11 protein-coding genes are annotated in these 14870 nt (G+C 45.3%); all 11 read right to left on the minus strand.

Annotation, left to right across the window (positions count from 1 at the left end; genetic code table 11):
* Positions 1–2: 2 nt before the first annotated feature.
* The 11 genes from D6855_RS05180 to D6855_RS05230 all read right to left on the minus strand — a co-directional run bounded on the left by D6855_RS05180 (position 3) and on the right by D6855_RS05230 (position 14858).
* Positions 3–866: a sugar ABC transporter permease gene (locus tag D6855_RS05180; RefSeq protein WP_120738744.1), complete on the minus strand. Its 864-nt coding sequence runs from the start codon at positions 864–866 to the stop codon at positions 3–5.
* Complete coding sequence (locus D6855_RS05185) at positions 866–2263, minus strand: carbohydrate ABC transporter permease (protein ID WP_120738746.1); 1398 nt, start codon at positions 2261–2263, stop codon at positions 866–868. Before D6855_RS05185 ends, D6855_RS05180 begins: the two co-directional genes overlap by 1 nt.
* 111 nt (positions 2264–2374) lie before the next feature.
* A complete protein-coding gene (locus tag D6855_RS05190; protein ID WP_120738748.1) occupies positions 2375–3703 on the minus strand; it encodes an extracellular solute-binding protein in 1329 nt (442 codons plus the stop codon).
* Between the two features lie 209 nt (positions 3704–3912).
* Positions 3913–5079, minus strand: a complete 1167-nt coding sequence (gene dprA, locus D6855_RS05195; RefSeq protein WP_120738750.1) for a DNA-processing protein DprA — start codon at positions 5077–5079, stop codon at positions 3913–3915.
* Between the two features lie 2 nt (positions 5080–5081).
* Entirely contained in the window at positions 5082–6650 is a 1569-nt protein-coding gene (locus D6855_RS05200) for a YifB family Mg chelatase-like AAA ATPase (protein WP_120738752.1), read from the minus strand.
* 154 nt (positions 6651–6804) lie between these two features.
* Positions 6805–7863 (minus strand): type IV pilus twitching motility protein PilT, encoded by a 1059-nt coding sequence (locus tag D6855_RS05205; protein ID WP_120738754.1) that lies wholly within the window; start codon positions 7861–7863, stop codon positions 6805–6807.
* 14 nt (positions 7864–7877) lie between these two features.
* Positions 7878–8999, minus strand: a complete 1122-nt coding sequence (locus tag D6855_RS05210; protein WP_120738756.1) for an HD-GYP domain-containing protein — start codon at positions 8997–8999, stop codon at positions 7878–7880.
* 47 nt (positions 9000–9046) lie between these two features.
* Positions 9047–9640 carry a 5'-deoxynucleotidase gene (gene yfbR, locus D6855_RS05215; protein WP_120738758.1) on the minus strand — a complete coding sequence of 198 codons (594 nt, stop codon included), beginning with the start codon at positions 9638–9640 and terminating at the stop codon, positions 9047–9049.
* 113 nt (positions 9641–9753) lie between these two features.
* Positions 9754–10932 (minus strand): radical SAM family heme chaperone HemW, encoded by a 1179-nt coding sequence (gene hemW, locus D6855_RS05220; protein ID WP_120738760.1) that lies wholly within the window; start codon positions 10930–10932, stop codon positions 9754–9756.
* The gene (locus tag D6855_RS16895) at positions 10929–14072 is read right to left on the minus strand and encodes a [Fe-Fe] hydrogenase large subunit C-terminal domain-containing protein (protein ID WP_243111813.1); all 3144 of its coding nucleotides are present in this window, start codon (positions 14070–14072) and stop codon (positions 10929–10931) included. The genes hemW and D6855_RS16895 overlap by 4 nt, the downstream gene beginning before the upstream one ends.
* 21 nt (positions 14073–14093) lie before the next feature.
* Positions 14094–14858 (minus strand): response regulator, encoded by a 765-nt coding sequence (locus tag D6855_RS05230; protein ID WP_120738762.1) that lies wholly within the window; start codon positions 14856–14858, stop codon positions 14094–14096.
* Between the last annotated feature and the right edge of the window lie 12 nt (positions 14859–14870).

The following is a 14870-nucleotide window of genomic DNA, read 5'->3' on the forward strand; positions in this document are numbered from 1 at the left end:
AGTTAACCTTTCACTGCTCCGCCAGTTACACCTTCTACATAGTATTTCTGAAGGAACATGAATAAGAGTGTTACAGGGATTGCTACAAGAACGCCGCCTGCGCAGAATCTTGTGAAGTATCCCTGGTAATCATTGGTCCATACCCATCTTGTCATTCCGACAGCCACGTTGTAGCTGGTATCATGACCAAAAGCAACGTAGGAAGCGAATACGTAGTCGCACCATGGGGCCATGAAGGCTACCAGTGCTGTGTAGATAACGATAGGCTTGGACATAGGAAGGATCATTGTAAAGAAGATCCTTGCTCTTGTGGCGCCGTCGATTCTTGCCGCCTCGTCAAGAGCCTTAGGTATTGTATCAAAATATCCCTTGCAGACATAGTAGCCCATTCCGCAACTTGCAACGGTTACAAGAATAAGTCCTGGGATTGCTCCTGCCTGAGTAAGTCCAAACTGCTTAAGAAGGAAATACAGACAGATCATGGTAAGGAATCCTGGGAACATTCCAAGGATAAGCCAGAATCTCATAAGGAAAGTTCTTCCTGTAAATCTCATTCTTGAAAGAGCATAACTTACACAGAGCTGGATAAGTGTCTGAAGTACTGCAACGCAGATCGCAATTGTAATTGTGTTTCTGTACCACAGAACATAGTTGGTCTGTGCTGAATCAAAGAGGAACTTGTAGTTATCAAGACTAAACTGCTTGGGAATAAGGTAGTCAACCATTCCGCCGTACTCAGTTGCATAGGATCTGAAGCTCTGAAGCACAAGCCCCACAAATGGGAACAGCCAGATAATGCTGATGATAACCAGAAGTATATATGTTAAAACATTGCTCAGATTTCTTTTTGCTTTGTATGATTTCATTATTGGAAGCCCTCCTCATCTTTAACTGATGGAAGCATGTTGTAGACAACCAGTGAAATAACCGCTGTAACAACGAATACCATGATACCAAGTACTGCTGCCATTCTATAGTTGGTGTCGTTGACTGTCATCTTGTACAGCCATGTGATAAGAAGGTCTGTGTTTCCTGCCTTTTCTGCCAGGTTAACCGATTGTGGCTTACCCTGGGTAAGAAGGTAGATTACATTGAAGTTATTTAAGTTTCCAGTGTACTGTGTCAGAAGGAAAGGACCTGTGACAAACAGCATGTAAGGAAGTGTGATGCTCTTAAACATCTGCCAAGGATTAGCGCCGTCGATCCTTGCGCTCTCATAGAGGTCTTCAGGAATATTCATGAGAAGTCCTGTTGCAATGAGCACCATGTAAGGAATACCAATCCAGATATTGACTACGACTACTGTGATCCTGGCAAGTACGGGATCTGTCCAGAATGGAATGTAGGTCTTGATAAGTCCCCACTTGATAAGGTATCCGTTGATAAGTCCGTCGTTAGCGAACATCTTCATGACATAAAGAAGTGAAACAAACTGTGGAACAGCGATTGTCATAACAAGGATTGTTCTCCACAGTTTCTTGAACTTGATGCCCTTCTTATTGATGAGCATCGCTACTCCAAGTCCAAGGAAGTAGTTGGTAAAGGTAGCAAGAAACGCCCAAACCAGAGTCCATAAAAGGACATGAGTAAATGTTGATCCAATTCCGGCTCCGGAAAATGAAACCAGGTTTTTAAAGTTCTCAAGTCCAACCCAGGTAAAGAGATTGGATGGAGACTGATGGTTCTTGTCATAGTTGGTAAATGCTACCAGGATCATGAACACGATCGGAAGCACTGTAAATACGAAAATGCCAGTTACTGGAAGTGCCAGCAAAGTCTTGTGGAAGTTCTTGTCAAACAGAGACATGAATACTTCATTGTTTGTAGGAAGCTTTTTGCCACTCTTTAAAAGAAGTTCCTCTTTGCGGTTCTCTCTGATGTTGATATACCAGATAACCACAAAGGCCAGTACTGCAAAAAGAGCTAAAACTCCGAACAGCAAAATAAGAAAGCTGTTATCGCCGTATACAGTTTTACGGCCAACCTTCTTGGTAGCTACTGTTCCCAGAGTTCCTATTTTTGAAAGATATTTCCAGCCAAAGCCGGCCATAAACCAAAAGAACAACACTTCTAAAGCAAGAAGCGCAGCTCCTATCAATATCTGTCCTCTAAGAAGCGGACCAAAACCAAAGATCAGAAAAGATATCTTTGTCTTAAAATCTCCCTCCACGAATGTGGTACCTATTTCCTTAAAACCATTTCCCAGGGCTTTAAAGAAATTGGCGATGGCATTCTTTTTATTACTATCTGCGCTTTGTGCCATACCCTCAGGCCTCCTTCTATCCCAGCAAATTCTCATTAGTTAAATATAGGCCCGGAAACAGATTGAATCCGGGCCTGTAATAGTTAGTAGAATGAAGTTCTTCTACCCAGATTACTTAGCGTATGACTCGCAAGTTGTCTGGAAGTCTGTAAGAACCTGCATAAGTGTAGCATCGTCTGCGTCAGCCTTAACCTCACCTGAGATGATTGAATCACCAAGTGATGTTGCAAGTGACCAGTAATCTCCAGGGTACTGTCCCTGAGGGATTGTGTACTGAAGCTGATCAGCAAGAGCTGAAAGAGCCTCGTCAGCCTTAACTGCATCTGACTGCTGAGCCTTGAGGTTTGAAGGTCCCCAAAGAACTGCATCGTATCTAGCCATCTGTACTTCCTCACCTGAGAGGTATGCAGCAAGTGCATCGCAAACAGCAAGCTTCATGTCGTCTTCCTGAGGCTTAACACCAAGGAGCTTGAATCCACCGAAACCGCTCATCTGGTATGTCTTGCCATCAGCACCTTCGAATGTAGGAAGCTTAGCGCAAGCGTAGTTGTCACCAAACATATCCTTAGCTGCCTGTGCATCCCATGTACCATCAACGATTGCTGCGCAGTTTGTTGCGTTAGAAACTGAAGAACCGTTCTGGAATGACTTTGAAGAAGCAACCTCAAGCATCTTCTTAAGAGCTACAACACCCTTATCTGAAGCGTATGATGAGTTGCAAGTTGTGAAGTTACCTTCATCGTTTGTCTCGTATGTAAGCTCAGCACCTGTTCCGAAGAAGAATGCTGTCTGATACCAACCTGAGTTGAGCTCGAAGTAGAAGTTCTTGCCTGCTGCTTCGCAATCAGCGATGATGCCTTCAAGAGTTGAAGGATCTTTTACAACGCTCTTATCGTAGTAAAGGAAGTAACCATTATCTGAAGTAATAGGATAAGCATAAAGTGTTCCACCAACTGTAGCAGCTGCAACTGCACCAGCATCGTTCTCAGACTTAACAACCTCTGCATTAGCGTCCTCAACTACCTCAAGAGCACCAGCAGTAACAAGTCTTGCGATCTGATCCTGAGCGAATGCATAGATGTCAGCACCAGCTTCAACGTCTGTGATCATGTTTCCAGCAGCATCACCTTCACCAACAGGCTCAACTGTGAATGTGTAACCGCTCATCTCAGGATGTGCTTCCTGGAACTTAGCGATCTGCTCATTTGTGAAATCAACTACGTTATCAGCAACCCAAACCTTAACTTCGCCTGTGCCGTAGTCTGTGATCTCCTCTGCTACCTCTGCTGCTGTCTCAGTTGCTGTCTCAGCTACTTCTGTGGCAGTTTCAGCAACCTCTGTTGCTGTCTCAGCTACCTCTGCTGCACTGTTGCCACAACCTGCAAGAAGTGACATGCCCATAGCAGCTGTTAACATAACAGATACCAATTTCTTTTTCATAATAACTTTCCCTCCATTTTGTTAAATAGTGACTGCGCAATTATGCGCAATCGGTTGCTCACATAAAAAGTTTATCCTTTGTGCATTTTTTTGTCAATTAAACATTTTCAATGATTAATTTGGGCGAATTTCATACAGATTGCACATTGACTTTTTTCGTGGTAACGTTTCCGGAAACGTTGTCGGTAACGTTTTGCGCAATCGGTATCTCACGCTATTTTGCGGTAATACGCGCCATTTTGGGCTATCTTTCCACTGTAAGTTAACTCCATTAACGTGGACATCAGTACCGGAACCGGAATTTCTTTCCCCTTTTTATAGAGTTCTTCCAGGATAAAAGAGGTTGAAACCGGGATAATATCAAGGATTCCCAGTATTTCTTCCTCAATGGTAAGTTCTCTCATTTCAGTTTCCAAAAGTTCCGGATCCAGGTCTTCAAAACAGCCGTCCTTCATGGCTTCACCGGCTTTTGTATCTGACGAATGTGACGAACTCCTCTCTCCCTTAATGGTCCAGAGTCTGTCCAGAACATCCTCAGCGGAAATTGCCACTCCCGCTCCCTGGCTTATAAGAAAATTACATCCATCGCTAAGTCTGTCCGACGCTCTTCCAGGAACAGCAAATACTTCTCTTCCCTGCTCAAGTGCAGTATCTACAGTTATCTGCGTTCCTGACTTCTTCCTGGCTTCCACCACCAGAAGAACATCTGAAAGAGCGCTGATGATCCTGTTCCTCATGGGAAAGAAGTTGGCTATAGGCTCCATTCCAGGGGGATATTCAGAGATGATGCCTCCATTTATCACGAGACTATCGTAGATCTCTTTATTCTCAGGGGGATAGCAGATATCCACGCCGCAGCCAAGGACTCCAAAGGAAGTTCCACCAACTGAAAGGGCTGCGTTCTGGGCAATTCCATCCACTCCTCTTGCCATTCCGCTTATGACCTGGACTCCAGCCATGGCCAGGTCCCTGCCAAACTGCCTTGCCATCATCCTTCCATAGTCCGAGCACATCCTTGCTCCAACTATGGATACGGCAGGAACACCCGGGTCCGGAAGTCTTCCCTTCACATAAATTGCAAAGGGAGCGTTTGGTATGTTTTTTAGCTTTTCCGGAAATATGGGATCAATCCTTGAAATAAACTGAATCCCCTTTTCCTTAAGCTTTTTCTTTTCTCTTTCAAAGTCCCAGTTGTGTCTTGATCTTTCTATGCTAAGGACCTGCTTTTGCGAAAGAATCTTAGACAGCTCTTTTGAGCTCATCTGATACACATCCCTGCAGCTAAGCCCTCCGCAAAGCAATTTGTCAGCACTGGCATTCCCAATACCTTCAACGTTAAAAAGCCATAGTGCATAATCTTTTTCTGTAATCTCCAAATTTATTCCTCCATCTGACTGTAATATTTTCCGTCTGTGATCCTGTACCCCACAGCTTCCATGAGGTGGATCTGCATTATTTTTTCTGATCCGTCGATATCCGCTATAGTTCTGGCAACTCTAAGGATCTTGTGATAGGCCCTCGCTGAAAGCTCCATGCTGGTAAAGAGGTTTTCAAGGTAGGCCTCTTCCCTTGGACTTAAAGGGCAGAACTTCTCGATATCCTTAGGCGACATCTCTGAATTGAACTTAATATCTGTCCCCTTAAACCTCTCTTCCTGTATCCTCCTGGCCCGCAGAACCCTTTCCCTGATTGCCTTGCTGGATTCGCCAACGCTCCTGCTTTTGATGGTAAGGTCCGAGATATCTACCCTTGGAGCCTCCACGCAGATATCCACCCTGTCAAGGATCGGCCCTGAGATGTGTCCAAGGTACCTTCTTATCTCCGAAGGAGAGCACTTGCATTTGTTTCTGTCAGGGTAATAACCGCAGGGGCAGGGATTTAATGCCCCGACAAGCTGGAAGTTGGCAGGATATGTATAGGTTCCTCTGGCCCTTACTATGTGGACATTCCTGTCTTCCAAAGGCTGCCTTAACATATCAAGCTTGGCCCTTGAAAACTCCGGCATCTCATCCAGAAAAAGTACTCCTCTGTGGGCAAGTGATATAAGCCCTGGCCTTGGTACCACTCCGCCTCCAATAAGGGCGGTCTCAGTAACCAGGTGATGAGCACTCATAAATGGGCGTTTGGTGATAAGAGCCTCCTCTTCCCCAAGCATTCCGGATACGGAATAGATAGTTGATACCTCAAGACTTTCCTCCAGAGAAAGAGGTGGAAGGATGGTCGGGATTCTTTTGGCAACCATGCTCTTTCCAGCTCCCGGAGGGCCTATTAGCATAAGGTGATGGAATCCTGCTGCCGCTATTTCAGCAGCTCTTTTCACCCCGGACTGTCCGCTTATATCTGAAAAGTCCACATCATTGTCATAGCCCGATGTATCTTCAAAAAGCTTGTCTACATCGACAATGGTAGGCGGGATCAGGATATCTTTTTCCTGGTCATCTGCCTGAAGATAAAGAGCCGCTTCCTGAAGGGAGCTTACTCCAATGACCTTGATTCCTGACACTACCGCACCTTCTCTTGCGTTGCTCTTTGGAAGGATCACCTTCTGATAGCCCATCTCCCTGGCTTTGGTAACTATGGGAAGGATTCCCTTGACCGGCTTGACTTCTCCGTCAAGGCCAAGCTCTCCAAGGACCACCACATCTTCTAGCGTCTTATTGTCAATAAGCCCCACGGCGGCCATTATTCCTATTGCCACAGGTACATCAATAACCACGCCGGTTTTCCTGATATCTACAGGCGACAGATTGATCGTGATCCTGGCAGCGGGAATCCTGCAGCCTGCGTTCTTTAGCGCAACCTTAACTCTCTGGCCCGCCTCTTTTACCTCGCTGCTCATAAATCCGATCATGTTAAAGCTTGGAAGACCGTCGGAGACATCAACTTCAACCTGCATAAGGTATGAAGAGATGCCACCCACAGCTCCCGAAGTAACTGAACTGAACATTTCTTTTCCTCGTATTCTAAGTATTTGTGGAATCACTGCCTGGAGAACTCAGACAGCTTTTTTGATATAAAAACAAAATCGACCTGCTTATTGTACAACAGGTCGATCCTATAAATCTTTAAGATTTTCTTAAGATTGAAAAATATTCGTTTTTTTATCTGAGCATCTTGTTCTGCATTGTGTCAGGATCCTGAGCAAACTGCAGAGCAACTTCTCTTGTAACCTTCTGAGCCTTGTAAAGTTCAAGGATAGCATCATCCATTGTGATCATACCCTGCTTCCTGTAGGTCTGCATGTAGGTGATCAGCTGATGTGACTTACCTTCACGGATAAGGTTTCTAACCGCACTGTTGATATGAAGAACCTCGAAAGCTGCTATACGGGATCCATCTCCTGTAGGAAGAAGCTGCTGACAGATAATGGCTTCAAGAACGCCTGCCAGCTGGATTCTGATCTGCTGCTGCTGATGTGAAGGGAACACGTCGATAAGTCTGTCCACGGTGTTGGATGCTCCGATTGTATGAACAGTTGAAAGAACCAGGTGTCCTGTCTCAGCTGCAGTGATGGCTGTACTGATGGTCTCAAGGTCACGCATCTCACCAACGAGGATTACGTCAGGGTCCTCACGAAGTGCTGCACGAAGGGCACTTGCGTAGTTGTTGGAGTCCGTTCCGATCTCTCTCTGGTTAACGATAGACATTCTGTGCTGATATGTGAACTCGATAGGGTCCTCCAGCGTGATAACATGGGCTTCCCTGTGGTTATTGATCTGATCGATGATGGACGCAAGGGTTGTGGACTTACCACTTCCGGTAGGACCTGTAACCAGCACCAAACCTCTCTTTTTCTTGTAGAGATCAATTACTGTATCAGGAATACCAAGAACCTCTGCGCTTGGAATGTTGGTGGCAACGACTCTGAATGCCAGAGCATATGAACCCCTCTGCTTAAAGACATTAAGTCTGTATCTTCCAACCTGAGGAATGGAAAAAGACATATCGTACTGTCCGTTTTCATCGAGTTTCTCTCTCTGTTTCTCGGACATTATCTCTTCCACGATGGCAAGAGTGTTGGGTGGAAGCATCTTGCCGTAGCTCTCCATTGGGATAAGCTTACCGTTAAGTCTCATCTTTGGTGGAAGACCTACTGTTACATGAACATCAGATGCTCCTGCTTCTTTTGCTTCTCTTAAAACATCTTCAATAAGTGACATATCATGCTCCTTTATCAGACGTAATTAGGCTCCTCGACATTGATACCAAGTGCCTTTATCTTGGCTGTGTCCATAACGTATCTGTTGTCCATGGTCTTCATGATGTCAACTATTTCAAGCTCGCCATAGGATCTTCTGTCAGACAGATCGATTATGGTGTTGTCCCTGAAACTAAGTACTGTCGGGCGAAGGAAATCATCATCGTTGGTCCTGATGACAAGGGCCTTCTCCCCTGAATTAAGCTCTACACTGACTCCCGGAACAAGGATGTTAAGTGAATCGATAAGTCCCTTAACTACCTTGGGATCAAAGACGTCGCTCCTGTTCATCATCTTTCTGATGACTACAACTTCAGATGTAGGAGAATCGTCCAGTCGTACAGCTGTCTCTTTATCGAAAATACCTGCAACAACCAAAACCTTGGCTGCAAGTAACATCTTCTGGCTGTCTATTGGATTGCCATTCCAGTAATCAAGAAGCATACGTCTTGCCTGGTTACATGCTCTCTTTATATTGGGCTGGAAGGAAAATGCCTCATCGATTATCGGATAGCCCTGAACCTCATGGCCATCGATGACTGCTCTCTCTTCCTCAGTGGTGTGCTGCTTGGACTGAAGGTCCGTTGGAAGTGTCAGCTTACCAATATCGTGGATGACCGCTGCCATAACAGCCTCATTCTGCTCAGAGAGCGGAACATTCATGGCATGGGTTATTGCTGCTGCTAAAATGGCAACGTTCAGGCTGTGCTTGTAGATGTAATCCTCTTCACTTCTAAGTGCCTGCTGGAAGGTGATCTTTTTGCGAAGGTTACCATAGCTCTTAATGATCTGAGCGCAGATATTAGGAAACTTCTCCTGTTTGCCCTTAGCTCTGATCCTCTGAAGCTCTTCCATGATCTCGTTGTACATAACGGTCTGGAATCGCTCAAATTCAATGTCATCCGCGGTCATCGGAGGCACAGGCTCCGCTGGCTCTAAGATAAAAAGGCCAATAAGGCCGAACCCCTTGATGTTCTCAATGCTCTGGGTGTCCTTAAGAACCGTAGCACGGTCGTACAAAAGAACTCCCTTCTTGCTGTAAATTGGCTTAGCCAGTCTCATTCCCGGCCTAAGTTCATCACATTTAATAAATAGCATATGCCGCTCCCCAACGTTCAAAGTACTATAATTCTAGTATCTTCCTATCATGTAAGCTCGTCAAGAGTACTTCCGTAAGAAGAAAGGAATTCGTTAACAAAATCCAAAACTTCCGGAAGTTCCTGGTAGAGACTCCTTATGGCCTTACCAGTACTCTCCTTGGCTGTTCTGAACTCGGAGTTACCAGCATTCATCTCCCCGATGCACTTAATGAGGGCTGAGAGCTTATCTGCTGCCTTTACAAGCCTTCTCATATATCTCTCTTCCTCTGTATCAGCGGGAACAAATATCTCCTCAAAGGAAGGACGAAGGTCATCTGGAAGCTTCTCAAGGAGCTTGGAATCAGCTATAGCCTCAACTTCCTTGTATGCGTGTTTAAGATCTGCGTTAAAATATTTGACAGGAGTTGGCATATCGCCGGTGATGATCTCGGATGCATCGTGATAAAGGCCTATAAGTGCTGCCTTATTGGCATCAAGATTCTTGCCATATCGCACATTGCCAATGGTGCAAAGTGCATGGGCGATCATGGCCACCTCCATGGAATGCTCGCAAAGGTTCTCCTGTCTGGTGTTCCTCATAAGAGCCCAGCGCTCGATATATTTCATCCTTGAAATCAGCGCAAAGAAATTGTAATTCATAATATCCCCCGATCTAACAAAACTTCTGACGTTGCAAAACTTTGCAACATATATATTTTCGCATGATTAAAGGTACTGGTCAAAGAGAAAATACTGCGATTTTTTTGTGCAAACTAAAACAAAAACTCCGCCATTATGGTGTTACTGACATCAAGTCCCTCTTCAGTAAGACGAAGGCGCCCGTTATCATAGACAAGGTGGCCAGAGTTTAAGTACTTATCGATAACTTCGCCATAGACCTCATGGATCTCTCTGCCAAAGAGTTTCTTAAAGTCATCTGTGCTCACACCTTTTACGAGGCGAAGGCCAAGGAACATGAATTCCTCCATCTGGCTCTCTATAGATAATTCTTCGATGTTTTCCCGAAGCTGCTTAAGATCGCCGCCATCCATGGTCTCAACATATTCCCTGATGTCCCTGATATTGTTCCACCTTACATTCTCTACCATGGAAGAAGCTCCAAGGCCAAGTCCAAGGTAATTTCCCCTTTTCCAGTAGACCTTGTTGTGGATGCTCTCATAAGTAGCATCACTTTCATCAGCCACTGACTCTCCGTCGCTGTTTCCAAGACTCCTTGCATAGTTAGAGATCTCATAGCGATGATACCCCCTCTCAGCCAGGTACTTTTTTGTCTCGTGATACATCTGTCTGTCAGCTTCTTCATCAGGAAGATTTAAGTCCATGTCATAGAAAGGAGTCCCCTCCTCGATGATTAGACTATAGGCTGAGATGTGCTCCGGAGCCAGTTCCACCACCTTCCTAAGGCTGCCCATGTAGCTTTGAAGGTCCTGATCAGGAAGTGCACTCATCACATCCACGTTGATGTTCTCAAATCCTGCAAGCCTTGCGTCCTCAAAGGTCTCATAGAGCATCCTGCTGTCATGAAGTCTTCCAAGTTTTGAAAGCTCAGCGTCATTAAGGGACTGGGCTCCGATACTTAATCTGTTAAAGCCGGCTCTTCTGTAGGCAACAAGCTTTTCAAATATGGCTGAGGCAGGGTTTGCCTCGATGCTTATCTCGCAGTTTTCGCCAATCTCAAAGTTTTCTCTGATAAGCTCCAGGGTATCGCATATAAGCTTTCCTGCGGGAAAAGAGGGAGTTCCGCCCCCAAAGAAAATGGACTTTACCACGTATCCCTCATATTCCTTTGAAGTAGCCTGGATCTCTTTCCCCAGAGCCTCAAAGTACAGCTCCATCTGACCTTTTTCTGCACTAAAAGAAAGGAAGTCACAGTATAGGCACTTCCTTTCGCAAAATGGTGTATGTACGTAAATAGATAGTTCTTTGCTCATGAATTTCTTTCTGCCAGTATTTCTTTTATTCCATCCCAGTCCATGTTGGACAAAAGAGCCTGAATCTTATCAAACCTCTCCCTGTCAACGGATGGGAGCTTGTATTCCTTAACAGAATCCATGACCATTCTAACACATTCAAAGTCCTGTGCAGAAACAAATTCCATAAGTCCGCCGTAGGCATCTTCCAGCATGTCAGATGGGATTTCCGGAAGGTCTTCATCCCCCTCTGACAGCGGTGATAATATATCAAGGTACGAGCGGTAATGAGCCAGCAATTCACCAGTCTTTTCATCGATATATGAAATGTTGTCGTCCTTGCCTGCTGCCTCCAGAAGCTTAGCCTGTTCAGACAGCTCTGCCGCACCGACTATCCTTGCTGAAGACTTAAGGGCGTGGACCTTGATGGTGTAGTTCTTTATGTCACCCTCTTTGTAATACTTCTCTATCTCATCGGACTTAGTGGTTATTGATGTGAAAAATCCCGTGAGCACATTTAAGAAGTCCTCTGTTCCGCCGCAGTTCTTAACACCTGCTTCATGGTCAATTCCATCGCAGGAAAGGATCCACTCAGGAAGTGGAACAGCTTTTTCTTCTTCCTCTTCAATATCAGACTCTGTGGCCATAACAACCTTTTTCGCAGGCAGATACTGGATCAGCATCTCCTCAAGCCTGTCCACATCTATGGGCTTTGTCAGATAGTCGTCAAAGCCTTCCGCAAGATACATCTCCTTGGCTCCGCTTATGGCGTTGGCTGTAAGGCACAGGGTCGGTGTGTCAAGATTTGGATTACCTGCGTCCGCCCGAAGCTCATGGAAAGTCTGAATACCGTCCTTATCCGGCATCATGTGATCCATAAAGATCATGTCGTACTTATTTTCCTTTGAGAGCTTAAGGGCCTCGTCGCCGCTTCCAGCAGTGTCGATGTGCATTTTGGTACGCTTAAGAAGGCTCTTGAACACATCAAGGTTTGTCTCAGTATCATCAACCACAAGAATAAAGGCTCTGGGCGCAGTGAACTTCTCGTGATATCTCTTTTGCCCGGACATGGCATCCAGATAGGAGGCCTCGTAGTCCCCAAGGGGATCCCAGGAAGTCACCTTTTGTTTTAATCTAAAAAAGAACTTTGAGCCTTCCCCGTAGGTGCTTTCAACCTGCAGCTTTGAGCCCATCATCTGAAGGAGCTGCATGGTGATGTTCATACCAAGGCCAGTTCCCTCGATATTTCTGTTTCTCTCAACTTCAATCCTCTCGAATTCGGTAAAGAGCTTCTCCATATCCTCAGGTTTTATGCCGATTCCCGTATCCTTAACTGAAATATCAAGATAGACCTGATCCGGCTCGTCATCTATCTTTGCAAAGTCTGCACCAAAGGTCACGCTTCCGCTCTCCGTATACTTGACCGCATTTGTAAGGATATTGGTGATGATCTGCTTGATCCTGACTTCGTCTCCAAACAGGAGCTTTGGCATATTCTCATTGATATCCAGCTTGAGCTTAAGGTCCTTGCTGTCGGCCTTGGTCTGGATAACATTCACTAGGTCGTTGATGACAGAGGACATGTCATACTCCACAGGAACGATCTCAAGCTTGCCAGCCTCGATCTTGGAAAAATCAAGGATGTTGTTGATAAGACCAAGAAGGGTATTGCCAGCTGTTCTTACATTCTGGGCATACTCCACAACGTTTGGCTCCATGCTCTCCCTCAGGATCATCTCATTCATGCCAAGAACCGCATTGATAGGCGTTCTGATCTCATGAGACATATTTGCGAGAAAAGAGCTCTTGGCCCTTGTAGCCTCTTCCGCCACAGCCTTTTCAATCTCCAGCTCATGGACCATGGTCTTCTCGTAGTAGATACAGTTGTCTTTATGGTTAAAGCCATTGAAGATAGCCGTAGCCATCTGCCTGCAGCTGTCATATCCACAGCAGGTGCAGTCGATGTGCCGTGACTCTTCATCCAGCTTATTCATTGAAACGAAGATTTCTTCAAGCTGCTCATCATCTGGTAAAACGTAGCTGCACTCTGAAGATCTGTCAGTGTAGCCACGAAGGTAATCATTAAGGTCGAGCTTATCAAACTGTTCGTTGAAGCATGCTAGTCTCTCATCCGGCGTAGCACACCTTGACCAGGGATTTCCCCCCTCTGACTTTTTGGACTGCTCTCTTATCTCAAGAAGAGCATAAAGAGCATCATCAGTCCTGGACTTATCAGGGTTAATGGCTGTTCCGCAGATGCATCCGTTTTTACAGTTCAGGGCATCTATAAAAAGAAACGGTGTCTTATTTTCTTTTATCCTGTCCTCGTTGAGGTGCAGCCAGTCATAGAGGTGACGTTCGCCTTCGATCTGACGGATGAATACCTGGTCCCCGAGAAACCACTTAACATTCTCTGCTAGCCCTCCTGGTGTCGGGTAAAAAGAGCCAAGACCGTATTCAATTTCGCTCCGGGCGGAAGGTCCTTTGATGTCGTGCTCTTTTACATAGTTCATCAGGTGTTCGAAGGTAACGTTATACTGAACAAGTCCCTCATTATGTGAATCTTCTATCTCAAGCTTTTTGGCAATGCATGGACTGATAAAGGCAAACTTATCAGTAATGCCCATCTCTTTTCTTGCGTATTTAGCTGCACACATTAAGGGACTCTGTACCGGGAAGAGCTTAGGAATAAGCTCAGGGATATATCTCTCGATATAGGAAACAACTGCGGGGCATGGCTGTGAAATACCTCCCACAAAGTCATAGTTTTTGATGTAGTTAAGATATCCCCAGGTGGTAATATCAGCGCCAAAGGAAACACTGATTATCCTGTTTACTCCAAGACTCTTTAAGCCTCCAAGGACGCTTTCGTACTCATCCGGGTAATTGGCCTTAAATGCAGGCGCAAGCAAGAGAGAGATTCTCTCTCCCTTTTTAAGATCTTCAAAAAACTTTTCCGTGTCATCAAGGTACTCACGGGCTCCGTGGGCGCACACGTCAATACAGCTGCCGCAGGCAACGCACTTGCCTCCGTCAACAGCTATCCTTGCTTTGTCATCCTCTTCCACCGAAATACAGGCACCGATGGCACTGCACACTTTGATGCACTTGTTACAACCTATACAGTTATCATTTGTATAAACAATGCTTTTTATTTCCATGCAACTGCCTTTAGATACTTATTATTTTTTCGCTGCCTGAAGCTTAAAGAAGTTGTCTATTTTTTCATGAAGTCCTTCCCTGTCGATTGTTTTAAGGAGGTAATCAGCAGGCTTAAGCTCAAGCACCTTCATGATGCTTGCCCTGTCAGCATTTCCAGTAAGGAACATTACAGGAATAGAAGCAGATGGTTCCTCAGATCTTATCATCTCAAGAACCTTTGGTCCTGTAACAACAGGCATCTCGTAGTCCAGAAGGATAAGGTCTGCCCTGTTTGTTGCAAGCCACCTGATGGCGTTCATTCCGGAGTTGGCCACAGAAACGCGGTAGTAATCCTTGAGCCAGTCCATGATCATGGTCATATACTGAACATCATCATCAACTATAAGAATGCTCTTTCTCCTAGCAAGCTGTGCTTCCTCGCTGAGGTACATTTCCAGATTGTCAAGGAATTTAGCAAGGTCTAAAGGCCTCTCGTAGAAGTCCAGAATATACTCATCCGGAAGCAGATTCCTGATCTGTCCATATTCTATGGCAGCTCCTATGGAAACCACCTTTTTATCATTTTCAGCACAGTAATCTTTTACAAAAACTATTGCCTCTGTAAGTTCCCCTACATTGTCGTCAGTGTAGAGAATAATAAGGTCTGTATCTACGATCTTCTGCTGAATCTCAGAAACCTTGGGAGAAGCATAAACAACATCTACTCCGATGCCCTTTATCTTCATCTCCAGCCCCTTGACAGTAAAGGTCTCTGCTGTGCTTATAAGAAGTAATTTCTTGCCCATGTTGCTTCCTCC

It is taken from the genome of Butyrivibrio sp. CB08 (assembly GCF_003625485.1).
GTDB lineage: Bacteria > Bacillota > Clostridia > Lachnospirales > Lachnospiraceae > Butyrivibrio.

What these genes read in the sequence shown, in the direction of transcription:
- D6855_RS05180 (WP_120738744.1), bottom strand. Translation starts at nt 866, where the DNA reads ATGAAATCATACAAAGCAAAAAGAAATCTGAGCAATGTTTTAACATAT.
- D6855_RS05185 (WP_120738746.1), bottom strand. Translation starts at nt 2,263, where the DNA reads ATGGCACAAAGCGCAGATAGTAATAAAAAGAATGCCATCGCCAATTTC.
- D6855_RS05190 (WP_120738748.1), bottom strand. Translation starts at nt 3,703, where the DNA reads ATGAAAAAGAAATTGGTATCTGTTATGTTAACAGCTGCTATGGGCATG.
- D6855_RS05200 (WP_120738752.1), bottom strand. Translation starts at nt 6,650, where the DNA reads ATGTTCAGTTCAGTTACTTCGGGAGCTGTGGGTGGCATCTCTTCATAC.
- D6855_RS05205 (WP_120738754.1), bottom strand. Translation starts at nt 7,863, where the DNA reads ATGTCACTTATTGAAGATGTTTTAAGAGAAGCAAAAGAAGCAGGAGCA.
- D6855_RS05210 (WP_120738756.1), bottom strand. Translation starts at nt 8,999, where the DNA reads ATGCTATTTATTAAATGTGATGAACTTAGGCCGGGAATGAGACTGGCT.
- yfbR (WP_120738758.1), bottom strand. Translation starts at nt 9,640, where the DNA reads ATGAATTACAATTTCTTTGCGCTGATTTCAAGGATGAAATATATCGAG.
- hemW (WP_120738760.1), bottom strand. Translation starts at nt 10,932, where the DNA reads ATGAGCAAAGAACTATCTATTTACGTACATACACCATTTTGCGAAAGG.
- D6855_RS16895 (WP_243111813.1), bottom strand. Translation starts at nt 14,072, where the DNA reads ATGGAAATAAAAAGCATTGTTTATACAAATGATAACTGTATAGGTTGT.
- D6855_RS05230 (WP_120738762.1), bottom strand. Translation starts at nt 14,858, where the DNA reads ATGGGCAAGAAATTACTTCTTATAAGCACAGCAGAGACCTTTACTGTC.